The sequence below is a fragment of the Streptomyces sp. NPDC048659 genome (assembly GCF_040650575.1).
GTDB lineage: Bacteria > Actinomycetota > Actinomycetes > Streptomycetales > Streptomycetaceae > Streptomyces.
On sequence record NZ_JBEZHM010000037.1, the window covers coordinates 67,884 to 87,098 of the forward strand.

Here is a 19,215-nt window from a genome sequence, read left to right on the forward strand (position 1 = left end):
CAGACACGGCGGCCGCGGGACCCACCCACCCCTCCTCATCCAGGAGTGGCAACCCTCAAATGAAGAAGACTTAAGGGGTCAACCCAATGGCAGCGGAGATCGTCAATCCTCGCAGCGACAGCGGTACGGAAGGGGCTCCCGGCGAGCCCTTCGATCCGGCCTTCGCGCTGCACCGCGGCGGCAAGATGGCCATCACGGCCACCGTGCCCCTGCGTGACAAGGACGACCTGTCCCTCGCGTACACCCCCGGCGTCGCCAAGGTGTGCACCGCGATCGCGGAGAACCCCGAGCTGGTCAACGACTACACCTGGAAGTCCCAGGTCGTCGCGGTCGTGACCGACGGCACCGCCGTGCTCGGGCTCGGCGACATCGGCCCGGAGGCTTCGCTTCCGGTCATGGAGGGGAAGGCAATCCTCTTCAAGCAGTTCGGAGGCGTGGACGCGGTGCCGATCGCGCTCGCCACCACCGACACCGACGAGATCGTCGAGACCGTCGTCCGGCTCGCCCCCTCCTTCGGCGGCGTGAACCTGGAGGACATCTCGGCGCCCCGGTGCTTCGAGATCGAGCGCAGGCTCCAGGAGCGCCTCGACATCCCGGTCTTCCACGATGACCAGCACGGCACCGCCATCGTCACCCTCGCCGCCCTCCGCAACGCGGCGAAGCTGACCGGCCGGACCCTCGACGAGCTGCGTGCGGTCATCTCGGGCGCGGGCGCGGCCGGTGTGGCCATCGCGAAGTTCCTGCTGGAGGCGGGCCTCGGCGACGTCTGCGTGACGGACCGCAAGGGCGTCGTCAGCAGCGACCGCGAGGACCTGACGGACGTCAAGCGCGAGATCGCCGGGCTCACCAACAAGGCCGGCCTGACCGGCTCCCTGGCGGACGCGCTGGCCGGCGCGGACGTCTTCATCGGCGTCTCCGGCGGTACGGTCCCCGAGGACGCGGTCGCGTCCATGGCGCCGAACGCCTTCGTGTTCGCCATGGCCAACCCGAACCCCGAGGTGCACCCGGACGTCGCGCACAAGTACGCGGCGGTCGTGGCCACCGGGCGTTCGGACTACCCGAACCAGATCAACAACGTCCTCGCGTTCCCCGGCATCTTCGCCGGCGCGCTCCAGGTCCGGGCCTCCCGGATCACCGAGGGCATGAAGATCGCCGCCGCGAACGCGATCGCGGACGTCGTCGGTGACGCGCTCGCCGCCGACTGCGTGATCCCGTCGCCGTTCGACGAGCGGGTCGCCCCCGCCGTCGCCGCCGCGGTCGCCGCCGCCGCCCGCGCGGAGGGCGTCGCCCGCCGCTGACGCGACCGGCACGCCGCCAGGCGGGCCGTCAGGCACCCGGGAGGGCCCCGTACTTCGGTACGGGGCCCTCCTCGCGTACGGGGCGGGCGGGGCGCGGTCGCGGGGCGTGCGCGCGGGGTGCGCACGAGGGGTGCGCACGGGGTGCGGCGTGCGGGGCGGCGGCGCGCCCCCGCGCGCTTCGGCGAGGGACACGCGTCACACCCGGGTGTGCTTACGCCGGCTCCCCGTCGGCCCTAGTGTCAGGCGCATGTTCGCCGCCTACGCCGCCCGAATCGACCGCGACCAGCCGCTGAACGGCCTCGAACTCGGGGAACGCCCCGAGCCCGAGGCGCGGCCCGGCTGGACCACCGTCACCGTCAAGGCCGCCTCGCTCAACCACCACGACCTGTGGTCGCTGCGCGGGGTCGGACTGCCCGAGGAGAAGCTGCCGATGATCCTCGGCTGCGACGCCGCGGGCATCGACGAGCACGGCAACGAGGTCGTCCTGCACTCCGTCATCGGCCAGACCGGCCACGGCGTCGGTCCGGACGAGCCCCGCTCGATCCTGACCGAGCGCTACCAGGGCACCTTCGCCGAGCGGGTCACCGTGCCCAGCTGGAACGTGCTGCCCAAGCCCAGGGAGCTCTCCTTCGAGGAGGCCGCCTGCCTCCCGACCGCCTGGCTCACCGCGTACCGGATGCTCTTCACCAACGCCGGTGTACGGCCCGGGGACTCGGTCCTCGTGCAGGGCGCGGGCGGCGGGGTCGCCACCGCCGCCATCGCCCTCGGCAAGGCCGCCGGCCTGCGGGTCTACGCGACCAGCCGCGACGAGGCGAAGCGCAAGCGGGCCGTCGAGCTCGGCGCCGTCGAGGCGTACGAGCCGGGGGCGCGGCTGCCGCGCCGGGTGGACGCGGTCATCGAGACCGTCGGCGCCGCCACCTGGTCCCACTCGGTCAAGTCGCTGCGCCCCGGCGGCACCCTGGTCATCTCGGGCGCCACCAGCGGCGACCGGCCCTCGCACGCCGAGCTGACCCGGATCTTCTTCCTGGAGCTCAAGGTGGTCGGCTCGACCATGGGCTCCAAGGACGAGCTGGAGGACCTGCTCTCCTTCTGCGCGGCCACCGGGGTGCGTCCGGTGATCGACGAGGTGCTGCCACTGGACCGGGCCCGCGAGGGCTTCGCGAAGATGGCCTCGGGCGAACTCTTCGGAAAGATCGTCCTGACGACCTCTTGATGACTCACCAGTAGTACTGATGGGATCTCCGGCACGCGAAACGTGAACAATGCTCACTTCATCGTGCCGGAGGCCCCCCTTGCTGCGCACCACCCTCATGGCGACCGCCGTCGTCGCCGCGCTCCTCGCCCCGACCGCCGCCCAGGCCCGCCCGGCCGGCCCCGAGGCCGGGCGGGACGGGATCCCCGCCCTCACCGACTCCCGGGGGCGCGCCCTGACGCTCCGCGGCTGGAACCTCGCGGACAAGTCCCACAGCGGCGACCAGGCCCTCAGCGGCATCACCGAACGCCACTTCCGCGACATGCGCGCCAAGGGCTTCAACTTCGCCCGCCTGGTGGTCTTCTGGGACGACCTGGAGCCCCGGCCCGGCCAGTACAGCCAGTCCTATCTGCGGAAGGTCGACCGGATCCTCGGCTGGGCCGAGAAGTACGACGTGAAGGTCGTCCTCGACGCCCACCAGGACGTCTTCGGCCCCGCCTTCGGCCACCGGGGCATCCCCGCCTGGGCGACCAGGACCGACGGGCTGCCCTTCACCCCGCACCCCGACGACTGGTTCTCCGAGTACTTCGAGCCCGCCGTGCAGCGCGCCTTCACCCACCTCTACGAGGACGCCGACCTGCGCCGCGCCCAGGCCCGGATGTGGCGGGTGCTGGCCGAGCGCTTCCGCGACCACCCGGCCGTCCTCGGCTACGACCCGATCAACGAGCCCATGGGCGAGCTCCGGGAGGGCGAGGACCTGGCGACGGGCGCCCGCCGGATCGAGCGCGAGCACCTGACCCCGATGTACAACCGGATCGCCGACGCGATCCGCGCGGTCGACAAGGACGGCTGGATCTTCGTCGAGCCGACCCCGATCGTCGGCGAGGGCGTGCCGACCGGACTCGGCCGCATCGACGACCCGAAGATCGTGTACGCGCCGCACTTCTACAACGGCGCCATGGAGGCGGGCGGCGACTACGACCCCTCCGCCCGCTGGATCGAGAACTACGAGGCGGCCGTCACCCTCTATCCCAAGCAGTACAAGGTCCCGGTGGTGGTGGGGGAGTGGGGCCCGCTCAACAACTCCCAGCCGAACATGAACCGCTTCTACCGCGAGGCCATGGCCTCCCTCGGCCGCTACAGCTCCGGCTGGGCGGGCTGGGAGTGGTGCTACGGCGGCGGCTACTGCGCGGTGGACTCCGCCGGGGCCTTCCGCACCAACAAGGAGCTCACCGCCGAGCCGTACGCGGAGGCCGTCGCCGGCACCGTCCGCTCCTCCTCGTACGACCCGGGCAGCGGCTTCTACCGGCTCGCCTACGACGCCGGGGGCCGCCACGCGTCCCGGGTCACCGAGCTGTCCCTGCCCCCGGGCGCGTGGCAGGTCGCGGCCCGGGGGCAGGCGGTCGTCCTCCGCACGGAGCGGGGCCGGGCCCTGGTCCTCGCCGCGCCCGGCGCCCGGGTGACCGTCACCGTCACCCGGGGCTGAGCGGGCCCGGCCCGGCGGCGGCTCAGCCGTCCACGCGGGGGCGGAGCAGGGCGGTGATCTCCGTGGCCGCGCCCCCCAGCAGGCGGCGCGCCTCGGAGAGCTGCCCGTGCCCCACCCCGTGGTCCCGGGCCGCGTCCCGGACCTCGTCGCGGAAGCGGTCGAGCAGCCGGTCCAGCTCCCGGACCGGGTCGCCCCCGGCCCCTATGTCGGCGGCCCAGCCGTCCACGCCCCGCGCGTGCCCCGGAGCCGGGGTGAACTCCGGGACCGGCCCCCCGGCCACGCCGCCGTCCTCCCGGACGATCCGCGAGGCGTCGGCGCGGGGCGCCGTGTCCGGGGCCGCGGAGTCCGGGGCCTTCGTCATGGTGACCGCGGAGGCCGCCGGCTCCGGGACCCCGGCGGTCTCCTCCCGGCCCGGGGCGCGCCGGTCGTGGGACGCGCCCGTCACCAGGTCGCCCAGCTGGGCCGTGATGTCCGAGATGCCCCTCCAGACGTCCTTCGGCCAGTCGCCGCGCGACACCTGCTCCTGGACCTGCTCCTGCACCTGCTCCTGGACCCGGCGGGCGATCCGCTGGAACTCCTTGGCCTGGCGCTTGGCCGACTGGGCCTCCGCGCGGGCCTGGCGGGCCTGCTCCCGCCACTCCTGGCGGGCCTTCTTCAGCTCCTCCTTGGCGTCGGCGAAGGAGGAGGTCTCCTTGGCGCGCGTGGCGCTCGCCGCCGCCCGCACGTCGCTGCGCAGCTTCCCGGCGGCGCCGCGCACGTCGTCGCGGATCTCGGCGGCCAGCTCGGAGACGGACTCGCGGATCTCCACCTCCAGGTCGGCCAGCTCGCCGCCCCGGCCGGCCAGCTCGGCGCGGCCCGCGTCGGTGATCGAGTAGACCTTGCGGCCGCCCTCGGTCGCGTGCGTGACCAGACCCTCGGCCTCCAGCTTGGCGAGCCGGGGGTAGACCGTGCCCGCCGAGGGCGCGTACAGCCCCTGGAAGCGCTCCTCCAGGAGGCGGATCACCTCGTATCCGTGCCGGGGGGCCTCGTCGAGCAGCTTGAGCAGATAGAGCCGGAGGCGGCCGTGGGCGAAGACGGGCGGCATGTCAGAGGGCCTTTCCGGACGCGGAGGGGGCGGCGGCGGTCCAGCCGTCGCCTTCGGGCTCGGGCTCGGGGCGGCGCAGCAGGGCGATGGAGCCGGAGACCGTGGTGGCCCGGACCGTGCCCCGGCCGGCGCCGAGGGTGCCGGTGATGGACTTCGTGCCCCACTGGCCGCCCACCCGCAGGTCCTCGAACGCGTTGGACACGCCGCCGCTGGTGGTGCTGGCCTCGACGGTGGCGTCCGCCGGGTGTGGCAGCCGGATGGCGACCTCGCCGGAGACGCTGGTGAGGCGGATGTCGGCGGGCGGCCCGTCCAGACCGGCGGCCGGGTCCAGGTCCACCACCATGTCGCCGCTGACGGTCTCCGCCTTCACCGCCGAGCCGGCGCCCTCGAAGACGGTCACGTCGCCGGTCACCGAGTGGACGCGGAGGGCGCCGGTGACGGACTGGGCCTCCAGGGCGCCGGAGACGGTCTCGGCGCGGACCGGGCCGGAGAGCTTGACCAGGGTGGTGTCGCCGGTGACGCCGCGGACCTCCGTGCGCCCCCGGATGCCGGAGATCACGGCCTCGGCGCCGATCACGCCGATTTCGACGTCCGCCCCGGCGGGCACGGCGACGGAGACCACGGCCCGGCGCCGGTGCCCCTTGGGGTCGAGCCACTTGAGGAGGCCCTTCCAGTGCAGGTCCTCGTAGCTCACGGTGAGGGTGGAGCCGTCCTGGCTGACGATCAGCGGCGGGCCCTCGATCTCGGAGATCTCCAGGCGGGCGGAACTCTCCTCGGTGCCCACGACGTTGACCGTGCCGTCGACCACGCGGATCCGGAGTCTGGTCACGGGCTCGGTCAGCGGGAGCTTCCGCGGCTCGGTGACGGACCATTCGGTCATGGTGCTGGCCTCCCGTGTCTGGACTGGCGACTCCGGCCGAGTCGCGACGCAACATATCGCGTCTCTCGCAATACACGATATATCGCGGCCGGGTCGCGTCAACCCCGAAACATCCCTGACAGGGATGCGAGGATTGGGTCATGTACCGCCGTACACGGACAAACTGGCCTAGCGTAGGGCCCATGAACGCCACACCGGGATCCCGCCGTGCGGGAGCGCTGCTGCTCTGCCGCGCCGAGCCGCCCGCGGTCCGCCCGCCGGCCCAACTGCTCCGGGAGCCGCTGCTCCTCGCCCCCGCGGGGCCCGACTGGAGCGTGCTCGTACCGGAGGGGAAGCCCTGGCTCGACGACGGGGAGCCCGTCGAACGGGTCGTCACCGGCTGGGCCACCGCCCTCGCCGTCTCCGCCGCCACCTGGCCCGTCCTGGCCCTGTGGTGGGACGCGGACCGGGCCGGGATCACGCTGGCCGCCGGCTTCCGCAGAACCGTCGGCTACACCTGGCTCGCCGACGGCACCCCCGTCGGCGAGGACGAGGCCATGCGCACCTTCGCCGCCCGCCTCGCCCTCGACCCGGTCCTCGACATCCAGGCGCTGGAGCCGCTCACCGAGCCCGACCCGGACGCCGACGCCCACACCCGGCTCGTCGGCATCACCGCCGTCCTCGCCCGCGTCGGGCTCGCCCTGCCCGCCGGGCTCGCCCCCGGCGAGAGCGCCGACCGGCTGCGGTCCGTGGCCCGCGCGCAGGGCGCGGAGCCCCTCGAATGGCCCGGCTGGCGCGATGCCGTGCGCGCCGAGCTCGACGCCGTCGAGGGCGGCCGGCTCGGCCCGTACCTGCGCGGCCCCAAGGCCCGGCTGCTGTGCGCCGCCCAGCTCGCGGCCGGTGTGCCGCTGCTCGCCTGGGGGATCGGCCGCCGCAGCGGCGGCTGGGCGACCGCCGGGGGGCTCCTCGTCGCCCACGGGGCGCTCGGCCTCGCCTACGACCGGCTGCGCGGCGACGAGCCCGCCTGAGAGCGGCGGAGGGGGCGGGTCCCGGCGCATGGCCGGGACCCGCCCCCTCCGCGTGTGCGGTGCCGGTCAGTCCTCGTCAGTCTTCGTCAGTCTTCGTCGTCGTCTTCGTCGTCGAGGCGCGCCAGCCAGGTCGCGAGGCGCTCGACGGGCACCTCGAAGTCGGGGTTCAGGTCGACGAAGGTCCGCAGCTGCTCGGCGAGCCACTCGAAGGTGACCTCCTCCTCGCCGCGCCGCTTCTCCAGTTCCTCGATGCCACGGTCGGTGAAGTACATGCGATCAGAATAGGCCCCTGACAGGACGGCTCCACGGCGTCCCCTGTTCCTCCCCCGCACCACGCACTAGCCTTCTTCATCATCGTTTCGGGGAGCGGGGGCCGCTGTGACGGATGGAATCGCTCGTGTTCGGCTGGACGACGGGACGCCCGTCTGGGCCCGCGTGAGAGGCGCGGAGCAGCTGGCGCCGGAGACCGGCTTCCAGGACACCGGCTTCGGGAGCGCCATCGGGGACCGGGTCGTGTCCATGGCCGGCGGCCTCACCGACGTGGTGCGCGGGGTGGTCGGCTCGCTGCGCGCGGGCATCCAGGCGCGCACGCCCGTCGAGGTGTCCGTCAGCTTCGGCATCGAGCTCTCCGCGCAGGCGGGCAAGGTGATCGGCGTGCTGGCCGACGGCGGCGGCACGGCGTCCGTGAACGTCTCGCTCACCTGGACCGAGCCGGGGCCCGCCGCCCCCGAGGTGCCCCCGCCCGCCGCCTCCCCGGAGCAGGCCCCCGCCCCCGTACCGGCGCCCGCGTCCGGCGGCCCCGTACCCGCCCCCGTACCCGCCCCCGATCCCCGCCCCGATCCCGGCCCCGCGCGGCCCCCGGCGGCCGACGGATCCGTATGAGCTCCTTCGACGCTCTCGTGCGCCCCGCGCTCGTGCGCATCGCGGCTCCCGGCGGCGGGTATGACCCGCAGGGCGAGCCGTACTGGGGCACGGGCTTCTTCATCGCCCCCGGCTGGGTGCTGACCTGCGCCCACGTCGTGGCGAAAGGGGGGAGCGCGGTGTGGAGGGGCGAGCCTGCCGTCGGCATCACCTGGGAGGGCGGCACGACCACCGGCAGCGTCGTGCTGGCCAAGCCGCGGCCCGCCGTGCCCGAGGCGCCCCCGGCCCGCTGGGACTTCCCCGACCTCGCCCTCGTCCACGTCCCCGACGCCCAGGGCGCCGCCTGCGTCTGGCTCAGCGACCGCCCGCCCACCACCCCGACCCCGGTCAGCATCCACGGCTGGTCCACGCGGACCGGCGAGCTCCGGGTCCGGCACGCCGAGGCCGAGGTGCACGCCTTTGACGGCGGCGCCCTGCTGCTGCGCCGGAGCCTGCCCGTGGAGGGTCTCTCCGGCGGCCCCGTCGTCGACCTGCGGCACGGCGCCGTCATCGGCGTCAACAAGGGCCGCGGCCAGGACGAGGGCGCCGCCGTCCCGATCACCTCGCTGCGCGAGTTCCACAACGTCCCGGGCGGCGAGATCCTGCACGAGGTGCTGCGCGCGCACGACCGCCACCACCTCGCCCGGCTCCGCGCGCCCGGCCGAGGGCGCACCTGGACGGCCGCGCAGACCGACCTGTGGCCGTCCGCCGCGCGGGGCGTCAGCCCGGTCCGCCGCACCCGGCTCTACGGGCTCTTCGCCGAACTCCCGCCGCCCACCGGCCCCGGCGAGGTCATGGCCCTCGTCGACGCGGTCAAGCGCCGCGTCCTGCACCCGGACTACCAGGCCGTCCTGGAGACCGACGCCCGCACCTGGCGCGACGGCGTGGGCCTGCTGCACGAGCTCCACTCGCCCCGCTACGAGGAGCGGCCCGCCACCACCGACCTCGGCCTCGACGCGGTCCTCCTCTACGCCGCGCTCGTCGTCCGCCACCTCACCGGGCGCTACGGCTCCGGGCCGGGCGGCGAGGGCGCTCTGGAGCGGCTCGCGGACTGGATCGCCGACGAGTCCGGGGCCGCCCACGGCGCCGTCCAGGAGGAGATCGACGCCCTCCTCGACCCCGAGGCGGCGCCCCGCGCGGCCGAGCCCGGCGCGGAGCCCGAGACGACCGCTCCGCGCCCCGCGCGGGAGGCCGGGGCCCGCGCCGACGTGCGCGTCGAGGTGGACCCGGTTCCCTGGGCCGTCCTCCGGAGCTACACCTGGCGCCTGATGCTGCTCTTCGACGGGCACACCGTCAGCCCGCTCAGCGCCGACGACACCGGGGTGACCCGCGAGCGCCTCCAGGAGAGCCTGCGGGGCCCCCTCATGGACGCCCTGAGCCGCGGCGACAGCGGCGACCACCTCGCCGCCGTCGAGGTCGTGCTGCCGCGCGAGCTGTTCGACCTGCCGCTCGACACCTGGCGGCTCACGCCCGAGGAGGAGCACTTCGGCGAGCGCTCCCTGCCGCTCGGGCAGCGCCGGATCGTCGTCCTGCGGGACCGCAACCGCAGCCGCCACCCGCCCTCGCCCGAGTGGCGGCGGCGCTGGCGCGGCAGCGAGGGCGGCCCCCTGCGGGCCGTGCCGCTGCGCGCCGAGGTGCTCGCCGCGGGCGCCGCCGAACCGCACGCCCCGCAGGTCCGCCGGGAGAGCCGGATGGGCGCGTACGAGCGGCTCGGCGGCGTCGGCGACGGCAGCGTGCCGGTGTACTGCGGCCCGGTCGGCGGCGGCGACGGGCACCGCGCGATGGACGTGGCGATCGCCGCCGGGCACCCGATCGCCCTGTGGCGGCACGGCGGGCGCGACCACGCCGACTGCGCCGAGTTCCACCACAAGGTCGGCAAGCTCCTCGCCGGCGCCGGCTCCGCCGAGGGCCTGCACCAGCCGGTCCGCACCCTGCGGATGCGGGCCGCCGACGCGGAGGCCGACCCGAGCGAGCGGTCCGAGCACGCCTGGGCCGAGGACCTGGCCGTGCTGTACGACCCGCCGGACCGGCCGCCCTTCGACGATCCCCTCGAAGGGCCGCCGCTGCTGGGCGAGGCCGACCGGTGAGCGCCCCCGCGCGCCCGGCCGGCCGCCGCCCCCGCCCCGCGCGCGAGAGCGCGCGCCCGGCGCGCGCCACCGTCCCGCGCCCCGCGCGGGGAATCCCCCGGCCGCCTCCGGGGTAAGTCCCAACTCGCCCGTGAGCGGACCGGTTTGAACGTCGGCGGACCGGCCGGGCGAGCGGTACCGTCGAGGGGCCGGCGACATCACCACTGCCAGAGGAGTCAGGCGTGAACGATTGGCGGATCTACCGCGGGGCCGGCCTTCCGCACGACGAGATACGGCGGCTGCCCGCCCCGCCGCCCTGGCGCGACTTCTCCTCCGGCGGCGCCGACGACACCCTGGCCGGCTCCGACCGGCGCCTCGGGGTGCGCCGCAGGCTGGTCCAGAACCACCACCCCCGGCCCGCCGAGACCGACGCCGTCAACGCCGCCCTCTACCTGCGCCGCCCGCTCCTGGTCACCGGCAACCCCGGCACCGGCAAGTCCACCCTCGCCCACGCCGTCGCCCACGAACTGGGCCTCGGCCGGGTGCTGCGCTGGCCCGTCGTCAGCCGCACCACCCTCCAGGACGGGCTCTACCGCTACGACGCCATCGGCCGCCTCCAGGACGTGCAGCTGGAGCGCGCCCGCGCGCAGGCGGGCGACGAACTCGCCGCGGCCAGCCCCGCCGGCATCGGCTCGTACCTCCGGCTCGGCCCGCTCGGCACCGCGCTGCTCCCCTCCGAGCTGCCGCGCGTGCTGCTCATCGACGAGCTGGACAAGAGCGACATCGACCTGCCCAACGACCTCCTCAACGCCCTGGAGGAGGGCGAGTTCGGCATCCCCGAGCTGGAGCGGCTCGCCGACCGCGAACCCGTCGTGCAGGTGCTCACCGACGACGGGCGCAAGGTGCCCGTGTACGGCGGGCGGGTCCGCTGCTCGACCTTCCCGTTCATCGTCCTCACCTCCAACGGGGAGCGGGACTTCCCCGCCGCCCTGCTCCGCCGCTGCATCCGGCTGGAGCTCGAACCCCCCGGCGAGGAGCAGCTCGGCGCCATGATCGAGGCCCACCTCGGCCCCGACGCCGCCGCGGCCGAACCCGGCCTCGTCGACCGCTTCCTGGACCGCGAGCCCGGCGAGGTCATCGCCACCGACCAGCTCCTCAACGCCCTCTACCTGACCCAGCACGCCCCGCGCGCCGAGCGGGTGACCCGGGAACGCATCGCGGACATGCTCATGCAGCCGCTCGATCAGCCGAGGTGATGGCCGGATGCACCGGACCAGCCGGATGCACCTGGAAGAGCTCACCCGCAGACTGCGGGCCGGCGGCCAGGACCCGACCGCCGAGGAGGTCGCGGACGCGGTCTGGCTCGCCCAGTGGCTGCCGCGCGGCGCGCCGGAAGAGCGCCCGGGGCGTCCAGGAGGCGGCGAGCGCGACCGGGGACCGGACGGGCGGCCCGGGGACCGTACGGATCAGGCCATCGGCGACGACACCACAACGGTCACGGAAGGCACAGCGGACCCACCGGACCCGGCGGACCCACCGGGCCGCCCCGCCGAGACCGTCGACCTGAGGATGCGCCACGAAGGCGCGGGCCCCGGCGGCGCCCTCGTGCGCTCCGGCGCCGCCCTCCCCGTGCGCGCCCCCGGCGCCAACGCCCTGCCCGGACTCCTCGGCCTCCAGAAGGCGCTCCGCCCGCTGCGCCACTACGCCGCCCGCTTCCCGGCCCGGCCCGGCGAAGGCCGCCTCGACGAGGACGCCACCGCCGAGCAGAGCGCCGCCTCCGGCATCCTGACCCCCGTGCTCCGCCCCGCCGCCGGCCGCCGCCCCGACATCCAGCTGCTCATGGACGCGGGCCCGGCCATGGTCGTCTGGACCCGGATGGTCGAGGAGCTGCGCCAGGCGTGCCAGCAGTCCGGCGCCTTCCGGGACGTCCAGGTCCACCGGCTGTACGACACGGGCGAGGGCCCGCCCCTCGTCACCACCACCTCCGGCTCCGACGGACACCCCCGGCTGCGCCCCGGCGACCAGCTCCACGACCCCACCGGGCGCCGCCTCACCCTCATCGTCAGCGACTGCGTCGGCCCGCTCTGGCAGCGCGGGGCCGCCCAGCGGCTCATCCACCAGTGGCCCCGCCAGTCCCCGCTCGCCCTCGTCCAGCCGCTGCCCCCGCGGCTCTGGTCCCGCACCGCCCTGCCCGTCGAGCCGGGCACCCTGCTGCGCCCCGGCGCGCCCGGCGGGCAGCCGCGCTTCGAGCCCGACGAGGCCCCCTGGGAGCCCGTCGCCCCCGACCTGCGGGCCGTGCCCGTGCTCACCCCCACCCCCGAAGCCTTCGCCTCCTGGGCCCGGCTGCTCACCGGCCACGGCGGCGGCCCGGTCCGCGGCTGGGCCGCCCGCATCGGCCCCGAACCGGCGCACCCGGCGGTCCCCGGCGTGCCCCGGAGCGCCCGGCGCGGCGACGAGGAGCTGCTGCGCGCCTTCCGCGCCGGAGCCTCCCCGGGCGCCGTACGCCTCGCGGTCCACCTGGCCGCCGCCCCGCTCGCCCTGCCCGTGATGCAGCTCGTGCAGCGCGCGATGCTCCCCGACACCGGCCCCATGGAGCTCGCCGAAGTCCTGCTCAGCGGGCTGCTGCGGCGGCTGCCCGGCCCCGCCCCGTACCCCTGCTTCAGCTATCCGCCCGGCGTCCAGGAGCATCTGCTCGGCTCGCTCGACCGGGGCGCCGCCGCGCTCGTCCTCAAGCACGTCTCCGAGTTCGTCGAGCGCAATTTCGGCCAGGGCACCCGCAACTTCCCGGCGCTCGCCGCCGCCCGGCTCGCCGGACACGGCACCGAGGACGAGCCGGCCGCCGCCCTCGCCCCGGGGGAGGAGCCGGCCGAGCCCGCCGACGCCGAGACCGAGCTCTTCGCCCGCATCCCCGCGCGGGTGCTGCGCTTCTACCAGCCCGACCTCGTCACCCCCGACCCGCTCGCCCGCGCGCGCCGGCTCCTCGACCAGTGGCACGCCCAGTCCGACCCGGCGCTGCTCGCCGCCGCCCGCGAGCTGGCCGAGGCGGCCCTCGGCGGCGACGAGGGGGACGGGCCCGCCGAGGACACCGCCGGCACCCACCTCGTCCTCGGCCGGGCGCTGTACGCGCAGGCCGGGACCCGCGCCGTACGGGACACGGGACAGCGCCAGGACCTCCTCCTGCGGGCCGCCGCCGAGCTCGTACGGGCCGGGGAACTGGCCCCGCCGGGCGGCGAGGTCTGGGCCGAGGCCCGCCTCGAACAGGCCCTCGCCCACCACGCCCTGTGGCGGCACACCGGCGCGGCGGGCCACCTGGACACCGCCCTCGCCGCGCTCGCCACCGGCCCGGGCGCCGAGGCCGCGGACGTCACCGGCTGGCCCGAGGGCAGCCGCCCGGCCCTCCTGGTCCGCCGCGGCCGGCTGCTCCTCGCGCGCGGCGCGGGCGAGCCCGCCGCGACCGCCTTCACCGCCGCGCTGGCCCTCGGCGAGAGCGCCCCCGTCCTGCTCGACCTCGCCGACGCCCTGCACCTCGCGGGCGCCGCCCCCGCGCGGGTCGCGGGCGCCCTCGACCGCGCCGAACCGCTGCTCGGCGAATCGGCCGCGCTCCGGCTGCGCTGGACCACCGCGCGGGCCCGGCTGTACGAGACCACCGGCGACGGCCCGGCCGCCGACCAGGCGTACGAGGAGGCCACCCTGCTCACCCCCGCCGAGGGCGAGCAGCGCGGCCGGCTCCTGATGACCTGGGGCGAGTCGCTGCTGCGCCGGGCCGCCGCCGCCACCGGCACCGCGCCCGTCGACCGCGCCGAGTCCGTGCTGCGCGAGGCCCTCACCTGCCTGCCCGCCGACGCCGCCGCCCGCTCCCGGGCCCGGATCCTCATCGGCAGCGTGCTCGCCCTGCGCTTCGACCGGGCCGGCTTCCTGCCCGACCTGTACGAGAGCCGCCACCTGCTCGAACAGGCCGTCCGGGCCGCCCGCGAACCCGGGCCGCGCGCCGAGGTCTGGCTGCAACTGGGCTGGGTCCGGCTCCAGCTGAGCGAGACCTCCCGGGACGGGCAGCTCGCCGACGCGCTCACCGCCTACCAGCGGGCCGCCGAGGACGCCCGCACCGCCCGCGGCGAGGTCCCCGGCACCGTCACCGCCGCCCGCGCGCTGCACGCCCAGGGCGCGGTGCTCTACCTGATGGGGCGCGTGGGTCGGGCCGCCGGGGTGCTGCGCTCGGCCGTCGGCCAGTGGAACCGGCTGGACGCGGCCCAACTGCCCCTGGACTGGGCGGACGTCGAGCGCACCAGGACCCTGCTGGCCCAGGTCGAGGCGCAGACGCGCCCGCGCCCCGACCGGCTCGGCCGGGAGGAGCGGCGGCGGATCGGGCCCCCGTGGTGGGCGTGGACCGGGACGGAGTGGCAGCCGACGGCCTGAGCGAAGCGGTGGAAACGGAACGGCTTGATAACGGGGGCGTGAATGGGCGCAGTTGAGTCGAACGGGTTTCTGAGTTCTTGGCGTCGGGAAGAACCGCTGCGCCGCTACGACCGTGGGGGACAAGGGTCGGTGAGGAGGAGCAGAGGGTGTTGGAGCACACGCAGTGGCCGACGACCGGTGCCGGTCGGGAGGCCGGATCGACGCCCGCACCCCCGCCCGATCTCGCCTCCGTCGACCTGCGCACCCTGCGGGTCCTCGACCACCCCGAGGTCGCTGCCGAGGTCGAGCGGCTGCTCGGCCGGACCCTGGAGCTCGGGGAGTCCTGGGTCAGCGAGGGCAACCCCTGAAGCACCCCGTGCCGACCGGCGGGCACCCCGTGCCGACCGGCGCTTTCCGGCCGGTTCGCGGCGGCCCGCCGCCGGAGAGGGCCTGCGGTGACGACCGCCCCCCTCGCCTCGGCCGAGTTCGGCGAACTGGCCAGGACGGGGCCCGCCGTCGCCGGCATGGCCGCGCTCCACGCCGGACTGCGAGGCCGCCGGCAGCTGCTGCTGAAGGCCCTGCTCGTCCGCGTCCAGCGCGAGCGGGACCAGCTGGACCCCGGCACGGTGCGCGGCTTCGACGGCGCCTGGCGGCTGCTCGAACAGGCCGAGCGGGCCCACCCGGCGGTCGTCCGCGAGGTGCTCGACTACCCGACCACCGGCGCCTGGCTGGCCGCCGCCCTCGGGGCCGCCCCGGGGGCCGAGCTGGGCCGCCGCCTGGGCCGCTTCGAGTCCATCGCCGCCACCGCCGCCCTGCGGGCCGGCCGCGCCCTCGACCTCAGCGTCCCCGCGCCCCAGGGCGCCCTCTCCCTCGCCGGGGTCGGCCGCTTCCACGTCGGCGCCGAACGCGTCCGGATCCGGTCCCGCGCCCGGGTGGCCTGGATCGCCCCCGACGGCGCCGGGACCGCGCACGGCGCGCTCCTCCTCGCCCACCCCGGCACCGGCCGGCTCGCCGGGCTCGGCCCCGCCTGGAGCGGCCTGCGCCTGCTGCCCGGCGCCGTCGCGCTGCTCGACGACCTCGACCCCTACCGGGTGCCGCCCGGCGGGGTCGGCGCCCCGCCGCGCACCGCCACCGACCGCACCGGCACGGACGCCCGGACCTGGGCGCGCCACTGGCGCGGCGCCCAGCACCTGCTCGCCCGGGTCGACCCGGTCCGCGCGGCCGAGGTGCGCCGGACCGTCCGGGTCGTCGTCCCGCTCAGCACCGGCGGCCCGCCCGCGGTGTCGATGAGCGCCACCCTGCGGGCCGCCCCCGGCGCCGTCCTCGCCTCGCAGCCCACGAGCGCGCGGAGCATGGCCGAGACCCTCGTCCACGAGATCCACCACGGCAAACTGGCCGCCCTGCACGAGCTCGTACCGCTGCACCGTCCCGGCCGGGCCGCCGTGCACCGGGTGGGCTGGCGCTCGGATCCGCGGCCCCTCGCCGGGGTCCTGCAAGGCGCCTACGCCCATCTCGCCCTCACCGACCTGTGGTGGCGCGCGCGGGAGTCCGAAAACGCTCCGCCGTCGTGGCGAGCGCGCGCGGGACAACGGTTCGAGCGCTTCCACGTTCAGGTGGGCGGTGCCTTGGAGATTCTGCTGGAATCCGATGAACTGACCATCGCGGGGCGCGAGTTCGTGAAGCACATGCGACACCACCATGCGAGCCTCGGCCGAGTCCGAAGAGCCATTTGACAACACTGTGTCGCATCATGACGACAGAACGTGGTACGTGAGCGGATAGGGAGACGCGATGACGGAACAAGGGCGGACGGGCGCCGCGCCGGCGCCGGAGCATGTCCTGGTGGTCTTTCCGGGCTATCACCGACCCTGGGCCGCCTGGATCGCACAGCGACTCGACCTCCAGGGCATCCGGAACACCCTGCAGCGGTGGGACCCGCCCCGCGAGGTCCCCCTGGAGGACTCCCTCGGCGACCTCCTGCTCGCCCGGGGCCAGGTCCTCCTCGTCCTCAACGACTGGTTCTTCGAACTCGGCCCGCGCCCCGCCGGCGAGTGGAACGACGTCCTGCGCGGCTTCGTCGCCGCCCACTCCGAGCGCTTCGCCGCCGTCAACCTCACCAACCGGCCGCTGCTGCCCGCCACCGCCGTCCTCGAACCCGTCAGCCTCTGGGGCATCGGCGAGGAGGAGGCCGAGGCCCGGCTGCTCAGCAGGCTCGGCATCGAACCGCGCCGCTCCGCCTCCCGCCGCGTCCAGCACGGCTCCCTCGTCCGCTTCCCCGACACGCCCCCCGAGATCTGGGGCGACGTCCCCCGCCGCAACCCGCGCTTCACCGGCCGCGACGACCTCCTCGCCGAACTCCAGCAGCGGCTCATGGACGCCGAGCGCGGCAACGCCGCCTGCACGCTCCTCGGCATGTCCGGGATCGGCAAGACGCAGATCGCCGCCGAGTACGCCCACCGCTTCAGCCCCGACTACGACGTCGTCTGGTGGGTCAGCTCCGACGACCGCAACGTGCAGCGCGACCGCTTCGGCGAGCTCTCCGCCGTCCTCGGCCTCCCCGCCGGATCCGAGCCCGGCGAACGCATCCGCGCGGTCCGCGAGGCCCTGCGCCGCGGCGACCCGCACGGCAAGTGGCTCGTCGTCTTCGACGGCTGGGACGACACCAAGGACGCCGAGATCCTGCTGCCGCACGGCCCCGGGCACGTCCTCGTCACCTCGCGCAACCGGGGCTGGGGCGACTACACCGACATCGTCCAGGTGCCGAGCTTCGACCGGGCCGAGTCCACCGGCTACCTGATGCGCCGCGCCCCGCACGTCACCGCGCCCGAGGCCGACGAGGTCGCCGCCGAGTTCGGCGACGTCCCCCTGCCGCTCGTCCAGGCCGCCGCCTGGCTCGGCGAGTCCCGCATGGAGGTCCCCGAGTACCTGCGGATGGTCCGCGAGGGCCGCCTCTCCACCGTCGACGAGCCCGCCGCCGTCGACGGCTTCCCGCACGCGTCCCTCACGTCCTGGTCGATACTGATCAACCGGCTCCGACGCTCCCAGCCGCAGGCCGTCGAGATCCTCAGCCTCTGCGCCTCCTTCGCCCCCGGCCGCATCCCCCTCGGCATCGTCCGCGCCTACCCGCAGGCCGAACTCCCCGAGGACCTGCGCTGGATGACCACGGACCTGCCCGCCTGGAGCCGGTCCCTCGACACCCTGGTCAACTTCTCCGTCCTCACCCGCGACGCGCGCGGCCCCGCCAACGAACTCGGCCCGCACCAGGAGTCCGTGCACATGCACCGGCTCGTCCACGACATCGTGTCCCGGCTCACCGACGGCCCGCACCGGGCCGCCCACCGCAAGGCCATCCGCACCCTGCTCGCCGAGGCCGACCCCGGCAACCCGATGGACAGCCGCCACTGGCCCCGCTACGCCGAGCTGCTGCCCCACCTGGAGCCCTCCGGCGCCCTCGAAAGCCACAACCCGCGCGTCCAGACCGCCGTCCTCAACTGCCTGCGCTACTGCTACCGCAGCGGCGAGTACACGGCCGGCGCCCGGCTCGCCGAGAAGATCCGGGCCTCCTGGAGCGGCTTCATGCCGCCGCTCGCCCAGCCCATGCTCGACCTGACCACCCAGGAGGGCAACGTCCTGCGCTCCAGCGGCCGCTTCCGCGAGGCGCACCAGCTCGACCACGCCCTGCGGGAACGGCTCACCCAGGACGTCCCCGTCAACGACCTCGGCGTCATGCTCTGCGGCGGCGCCATCGCCAGCGACCTGCGCCACCTCGGCCAGTACGCCGAGGCGGAGACCCTCCAGCGGGACGTCCTCGACGAGTCCCGGAGGCTGCTCGGCGAGACCGAGTTCGTCACCCTCGTGGCCCGCTTCAACCTCGGCCTCGGGCTGCGGCTCCTCGGGCGCTACCAGGAGGCGTACGACCTCGACGTCGAGACCCTCGCCACCCGCGAGACCATCCTGCGCCCCCGCCACGCCAACACCCTCAACTCCGGCATCGCCCTCGCCCAGGACCTGCGCCTGCTCGGCCGCTACCGGGACGCCCTGGCCCGCCAGGACTCCAACCTGAAGATGCACGTCCAGGTCCTCGGACCGCTGCACCCGCAGACCCTCAAGGCCCGCGCCCAGCTCACCCTGTGCCGGCGCCGGGAGGGCGGCTTCCAGCGGGACATCAGCGCCATGATGGCCACCGTCCTCGACCAGCTCGAACAGGTCCACGGCCGGGGCCACTACGTCACGCTCGCGTTCATCAACGACTACGCCAGCTTCCTGCGCGAACACGGCGACCTCGCCCAGGCCAGGGACCTCACCAACGAGGCGGAGGCGGGCTACCGCTCGCTCCTCGGCCCGGCCCACCCCTTCGCCACCGGCATGCTGTCCAGCACCGGACTGGTCATGCAGGCGGCCGGCGAGCGCGCCGACGCCCTCGCCATGCTGGAGGCGTCGCTCGCCGGACTGACCGCCTCCCTCGGCCCGGACCACCCCTGGGTGCTCGGCTGCGCCCTCAACGCCGGCGCCGCCCGCAACTTCAACGGCCGGGTCGCCGACGCCGCCGAACTCAGCCGCGACACCCTGCGCAGGTCCCGGCGGGTCCTCGGCGGCGAGCATCCGCTCACCCTGTCCTGCCAGATCGCGCTCGCCACCGACCTGCGCGGCCTGCGCGAGACCGAGGAGGCGGGGAAGCTGGAGGAGGACGCCCTCCTCACCCTCACCCGCACCCTCGGCGCCCAGCACCCGCACACCCTGTCGGCCCGTCAGCGGATCCGCCCGTACTGGGACTTCGAAGCCTTCCTCTGAGCCCGTACGGCTCCCGCCGTCCCGTCCGCGTACCCACGCCGGAGGCCCGGCACCCCGAGTGGGCCTTCGAGGGCGACGGCAGCCGCATGTACCGCACCGGCGACCGCGTGCTGTGGACC

14 protein-coding genes are annotated in these 19,215 nt (G+C 75.5%); 11 read left to right on the plus strand and 3 right to left on the minus strand.

Annotated elements, in window-relative coordinates:
• The first annotated feature begins 86 nt into the window (after positions 1 to 86).
• The 3 genes from AB0C99_RS25705 to AB0C99_RS25715 all read left to right on the plus strand — a co-directional run bounded on the left by AB0C99_RS25705 (position 87) and on the right by AB0C99_RS25715 (position 3,976).
• A complete protein-coding gene (locus AB0C99_RS25705) occupies positions 87 to 1,298 on the plus strand; it encodes an NADP-dependent malic enzyme (RefSeq protein ID WP_362479370.1) in 1,212 nt (403 codons plus the stop codon).
• Between the two features lie 247 nt (positions 1,299 to 1,545).
• Positions 1,546 to 2,511 carry a zinc-binding dehydrogenase gene (locus AB0C99_RS25710; RefSeq protein ID WP_362479373.1) on the plus strand — a complete coding sequence of 322 codons (966 nt, stop codon included), beginning with the start codon at positions 1,546 to 1,548 and terminating at the stop codon, positions 2,509 to 2,511.
• 97 nt (positions 2,512 to 2,608) lie between these two features.
• Positions 2,609 to 3,976 carry a cellulase family glycosylhydrolase gene (locus AB0C99_RS25715; RefSeq protein WP_362479416.1) on the plus strand — a complete coding sequence of 456 codons (1,368 nt, stop codon included), beginning with the start codon at positions 2,609 to 2,611 and terminating at the stop codon, positions 3,974 to 3,976.
• A 22-nt stretch (positions 3,977 to 3,998) separates the two neighbouring features.
• Here the strand turns inward: AB0C99_RS25715 and AB0C99_RS25720 are convergent, their stop codons facing one another.
• Both AB0C99_RS25720 and AB0C99_RS25725 read right to left on the minus strand, forming a co-directional pair.
• Entirely contained in the window at positions 3,999 to 5,060 is a 1,062-nt protein-coding gene (locus AB0C99_RS25720; protein WP_362479376.1) for a helix-turn-helix transcriptional regulator, read from the minus strand.
• A gap of 1 nt (position 5,061) precedes the next feature.
• Complete coding sequence (locus AB0C99_RS25725) at positions 5,062 to 5,940, minus strand: DUF4097 family beta strand repeat-containing protein (RefSeq protein ID WP_362479379.1); 879 nt, start codon at positions 5,938 to 5,940, stop codon at positions 5,062 to 5,064.
• A 182-nt stretch (positions 5,941 to 6,122) separates the two neighbouring features.
• Here AB0C99_RS25725 and AB0C99_RS25730 point away from each other — a divergent pair, with 182 nt between their 5' ends.
• Complete coding sequence (locus AB0C99_RS25730) at positions 6,123 to 6,947, plus strand: hypothetical protein (RefSeq protein ID WP_362479381.1); 825 nt, start codon at positions 6,123 to 6,125, stop codon at positions 6,945 to 6,947.
• 86 nt (positions 6,948 to 7,033) lie between these two features.
• Here AB0C99_RS25730 and AB0C99_RS25735 read toward each other — a convergent pair whose 3' ends face one another.
• Positions 7,034 to 7,219: a DUF6104 family protein gene (locus AB0C99_RS25735; protein ID WP_046907272.1), complete on the minus strand. Its 186-nt coding sequence runs from the start codon at positions 7,217 to 7,219 to the stop codon at positions 7,034 to 7,036.
• A 106-nt stretch (positions 7,220 to 7,325) separates the two neighbouring features.
• Between AB0C99_RS25735 and AB0C99_RS25740 the strand changes: the two genes are divergently transcribed.
• The 7 genes from AB0C99_RS25740 to fxsT all read left to right on the plus strand — a co-directional run bounded on the left by AB0C99_RS25740 (position 7,326) and on the right by fxsT (position 19,096).
• Positions 7,326 to 7,829: a CU044_2847 family protein gene (locus tag AB0C99_RS25740; protein WP_362479384.1), complete on the plus strand. Its 504-nt coding sequence runs from the start codon at positions 7,326 to 7,328 to the stop codon at positions 7,827 to 7,829.
• Positions 7,826 to 9,934, plus strand: a complete 2,109-nt coding sequence (locus tag AB0C99_RS25745; RefSeq protein WP_362479387.1) for a trypsin-like peptidase domain-containing protein — start codon at positions 7,826 to 7,828, stop codon at positions 9,932 to 9,934. The genes AB0C99_RS25740 and AB0C99_RS25745 overlap by 4 nt, the downstream gene beginning before the upstream one ends.
• A 221-nt stretch (positions 9,935 to 10,155) precedes the next feature.
• A complete protein-coding gene (locus tag AB0C99_RS25750; protein WP_362479390.1) occupies positions 10,156 to 11,169 on the plus strand; it encodes a MoxR family ATPase in 1,014 nt (337 codons plus the stop codon).
• Between the two features lie 7 nt (positions 11,170 to 11,176).
• A complete protein-coding gene (locus tag AB0C99_RS25755) occupies positions 11,177 to 14,326 on the plus strand; it encodes an SAV_2336 N-terminal domain-related protein (protein WP_362479393.1) in 3,150 nt (1,049 codons plus the stop codon).
• A gap of 146 nt (positions 14,327 to 14,472) precedes the next feature.
• The gene (locus AB0C99_RS25760) at positions 14,473 to 14,673 is read left to right on the plus strand and encodes a hypothetical protein (RefSeq protein WP_362479396.1); all 201 of its coding nucleotides are present in this window, start codon (positions 14,473 to 14,475) and stop codon (positions 14,671 to 14,673) included.
• A gap of 87 nt (positions 14,674 to 14,760) precedes the next feature.
• A complete protein-coding gene (locus AB0C99_RS25765; RefSeq protein ID WP_362479399.1) occupies positions 14,761 to 16,038 on the plus strand; it encodes an HEXXH motif-containing putative peptide modification protein in 1,278 nt (425 codons plus the stop codon).
• 58 nt (positions 16,039 to 16,096) lie between these two features.
• The gene (fxsT, locus tag AB0C99_RS25770; protein ID WP_362479401.1) at positions 16,097 to 19,096 is read left to right on the plus strand and encodes an FxSxx-COOH system tetratricopeptide repeat protein; all 3,000 of its coding nucleotides are present in this window, start codon (positions 16,097 to 16,099) and stop codon (positions 19,094 to 19,096) included.
• The last annotated feature ends 119 nt before the right edge of the window (positions 19,097 to 19,215 follow it).

Bases quoted from the DNA above. Each gene is read 5' to 3' on its own strand.
- AB0C99_RS25735 (WP_046907272.1), bottom strand. From the start codon at position 7,219: ATGTACTTCACCGACCGTGGCATCGAGGAACTGGAGAAGCGGCGCGGC.
- AB0C99_RS25745 (WP_362479387.1), top strand. From the start codon at position 7,826: ATGAGCTCCTTCGACGCTCTCGTGCGCCCCGCGCTCGTGCGCATCGCG.
- AB0C99_RS25720 (WP_362479376.1), bottom strand. From the start codon at position 5,060: ATGCCGCCCGTCTTCGCCCACGGCCGCCTCCGGCTCTATCTGCTCAAG.
- AB0C99_RS25715 (WP_362479416.1), top strand. From the start codon at position 2,609: ATGGCGACCGCCGTCGTCGCCGCGCTCCTCGCCCCGACCGCCGCCCAG.
- AB0C99_RS25755 (WP_362479393.1), top strand. From the start codon at position 11,177: ATGCACCGGACCAGCCGGATGCACCTGGAAGAGCTCACCCGCAGACTG.
- fxsT (WP_362479401.1), top strand. From the start codon at position 16,097: ATGACGGAACAAGGGCGGACGGGCGCCGCGCCGGCGCCGGAGCATGTC.
- AB0C99_RS25710 (WP_362479373.1), top strand. From the start codon at position 1,546: ATGTTCGCCGCCTACGCCGCCCGAATCGACCGCGACCAGCCGCTGAAC.
- AB0C99_RS25730 (WP_362479381.1), top strand. From the start codon at position 6,123: ATGAACGCCACACCGGGATCCCGCCGTGCGGGAGCGCTGCTGCTCTGC.
- AB0C99_RS25705 (WP_362479370.1), top strand. From the start codon at position 87: ATGGCAGCGGAGATCGTCAATCCTCGCAGCGACAGCGGTACGGAAGGG.
- AB0C99_RS25725 (WP_362479379.1), bottom strand. From the start codon at position 5,940: ATGACCGAATGGTCCGTCACCGAGCCGCGGAAGCTCCCGCTGACCGAG.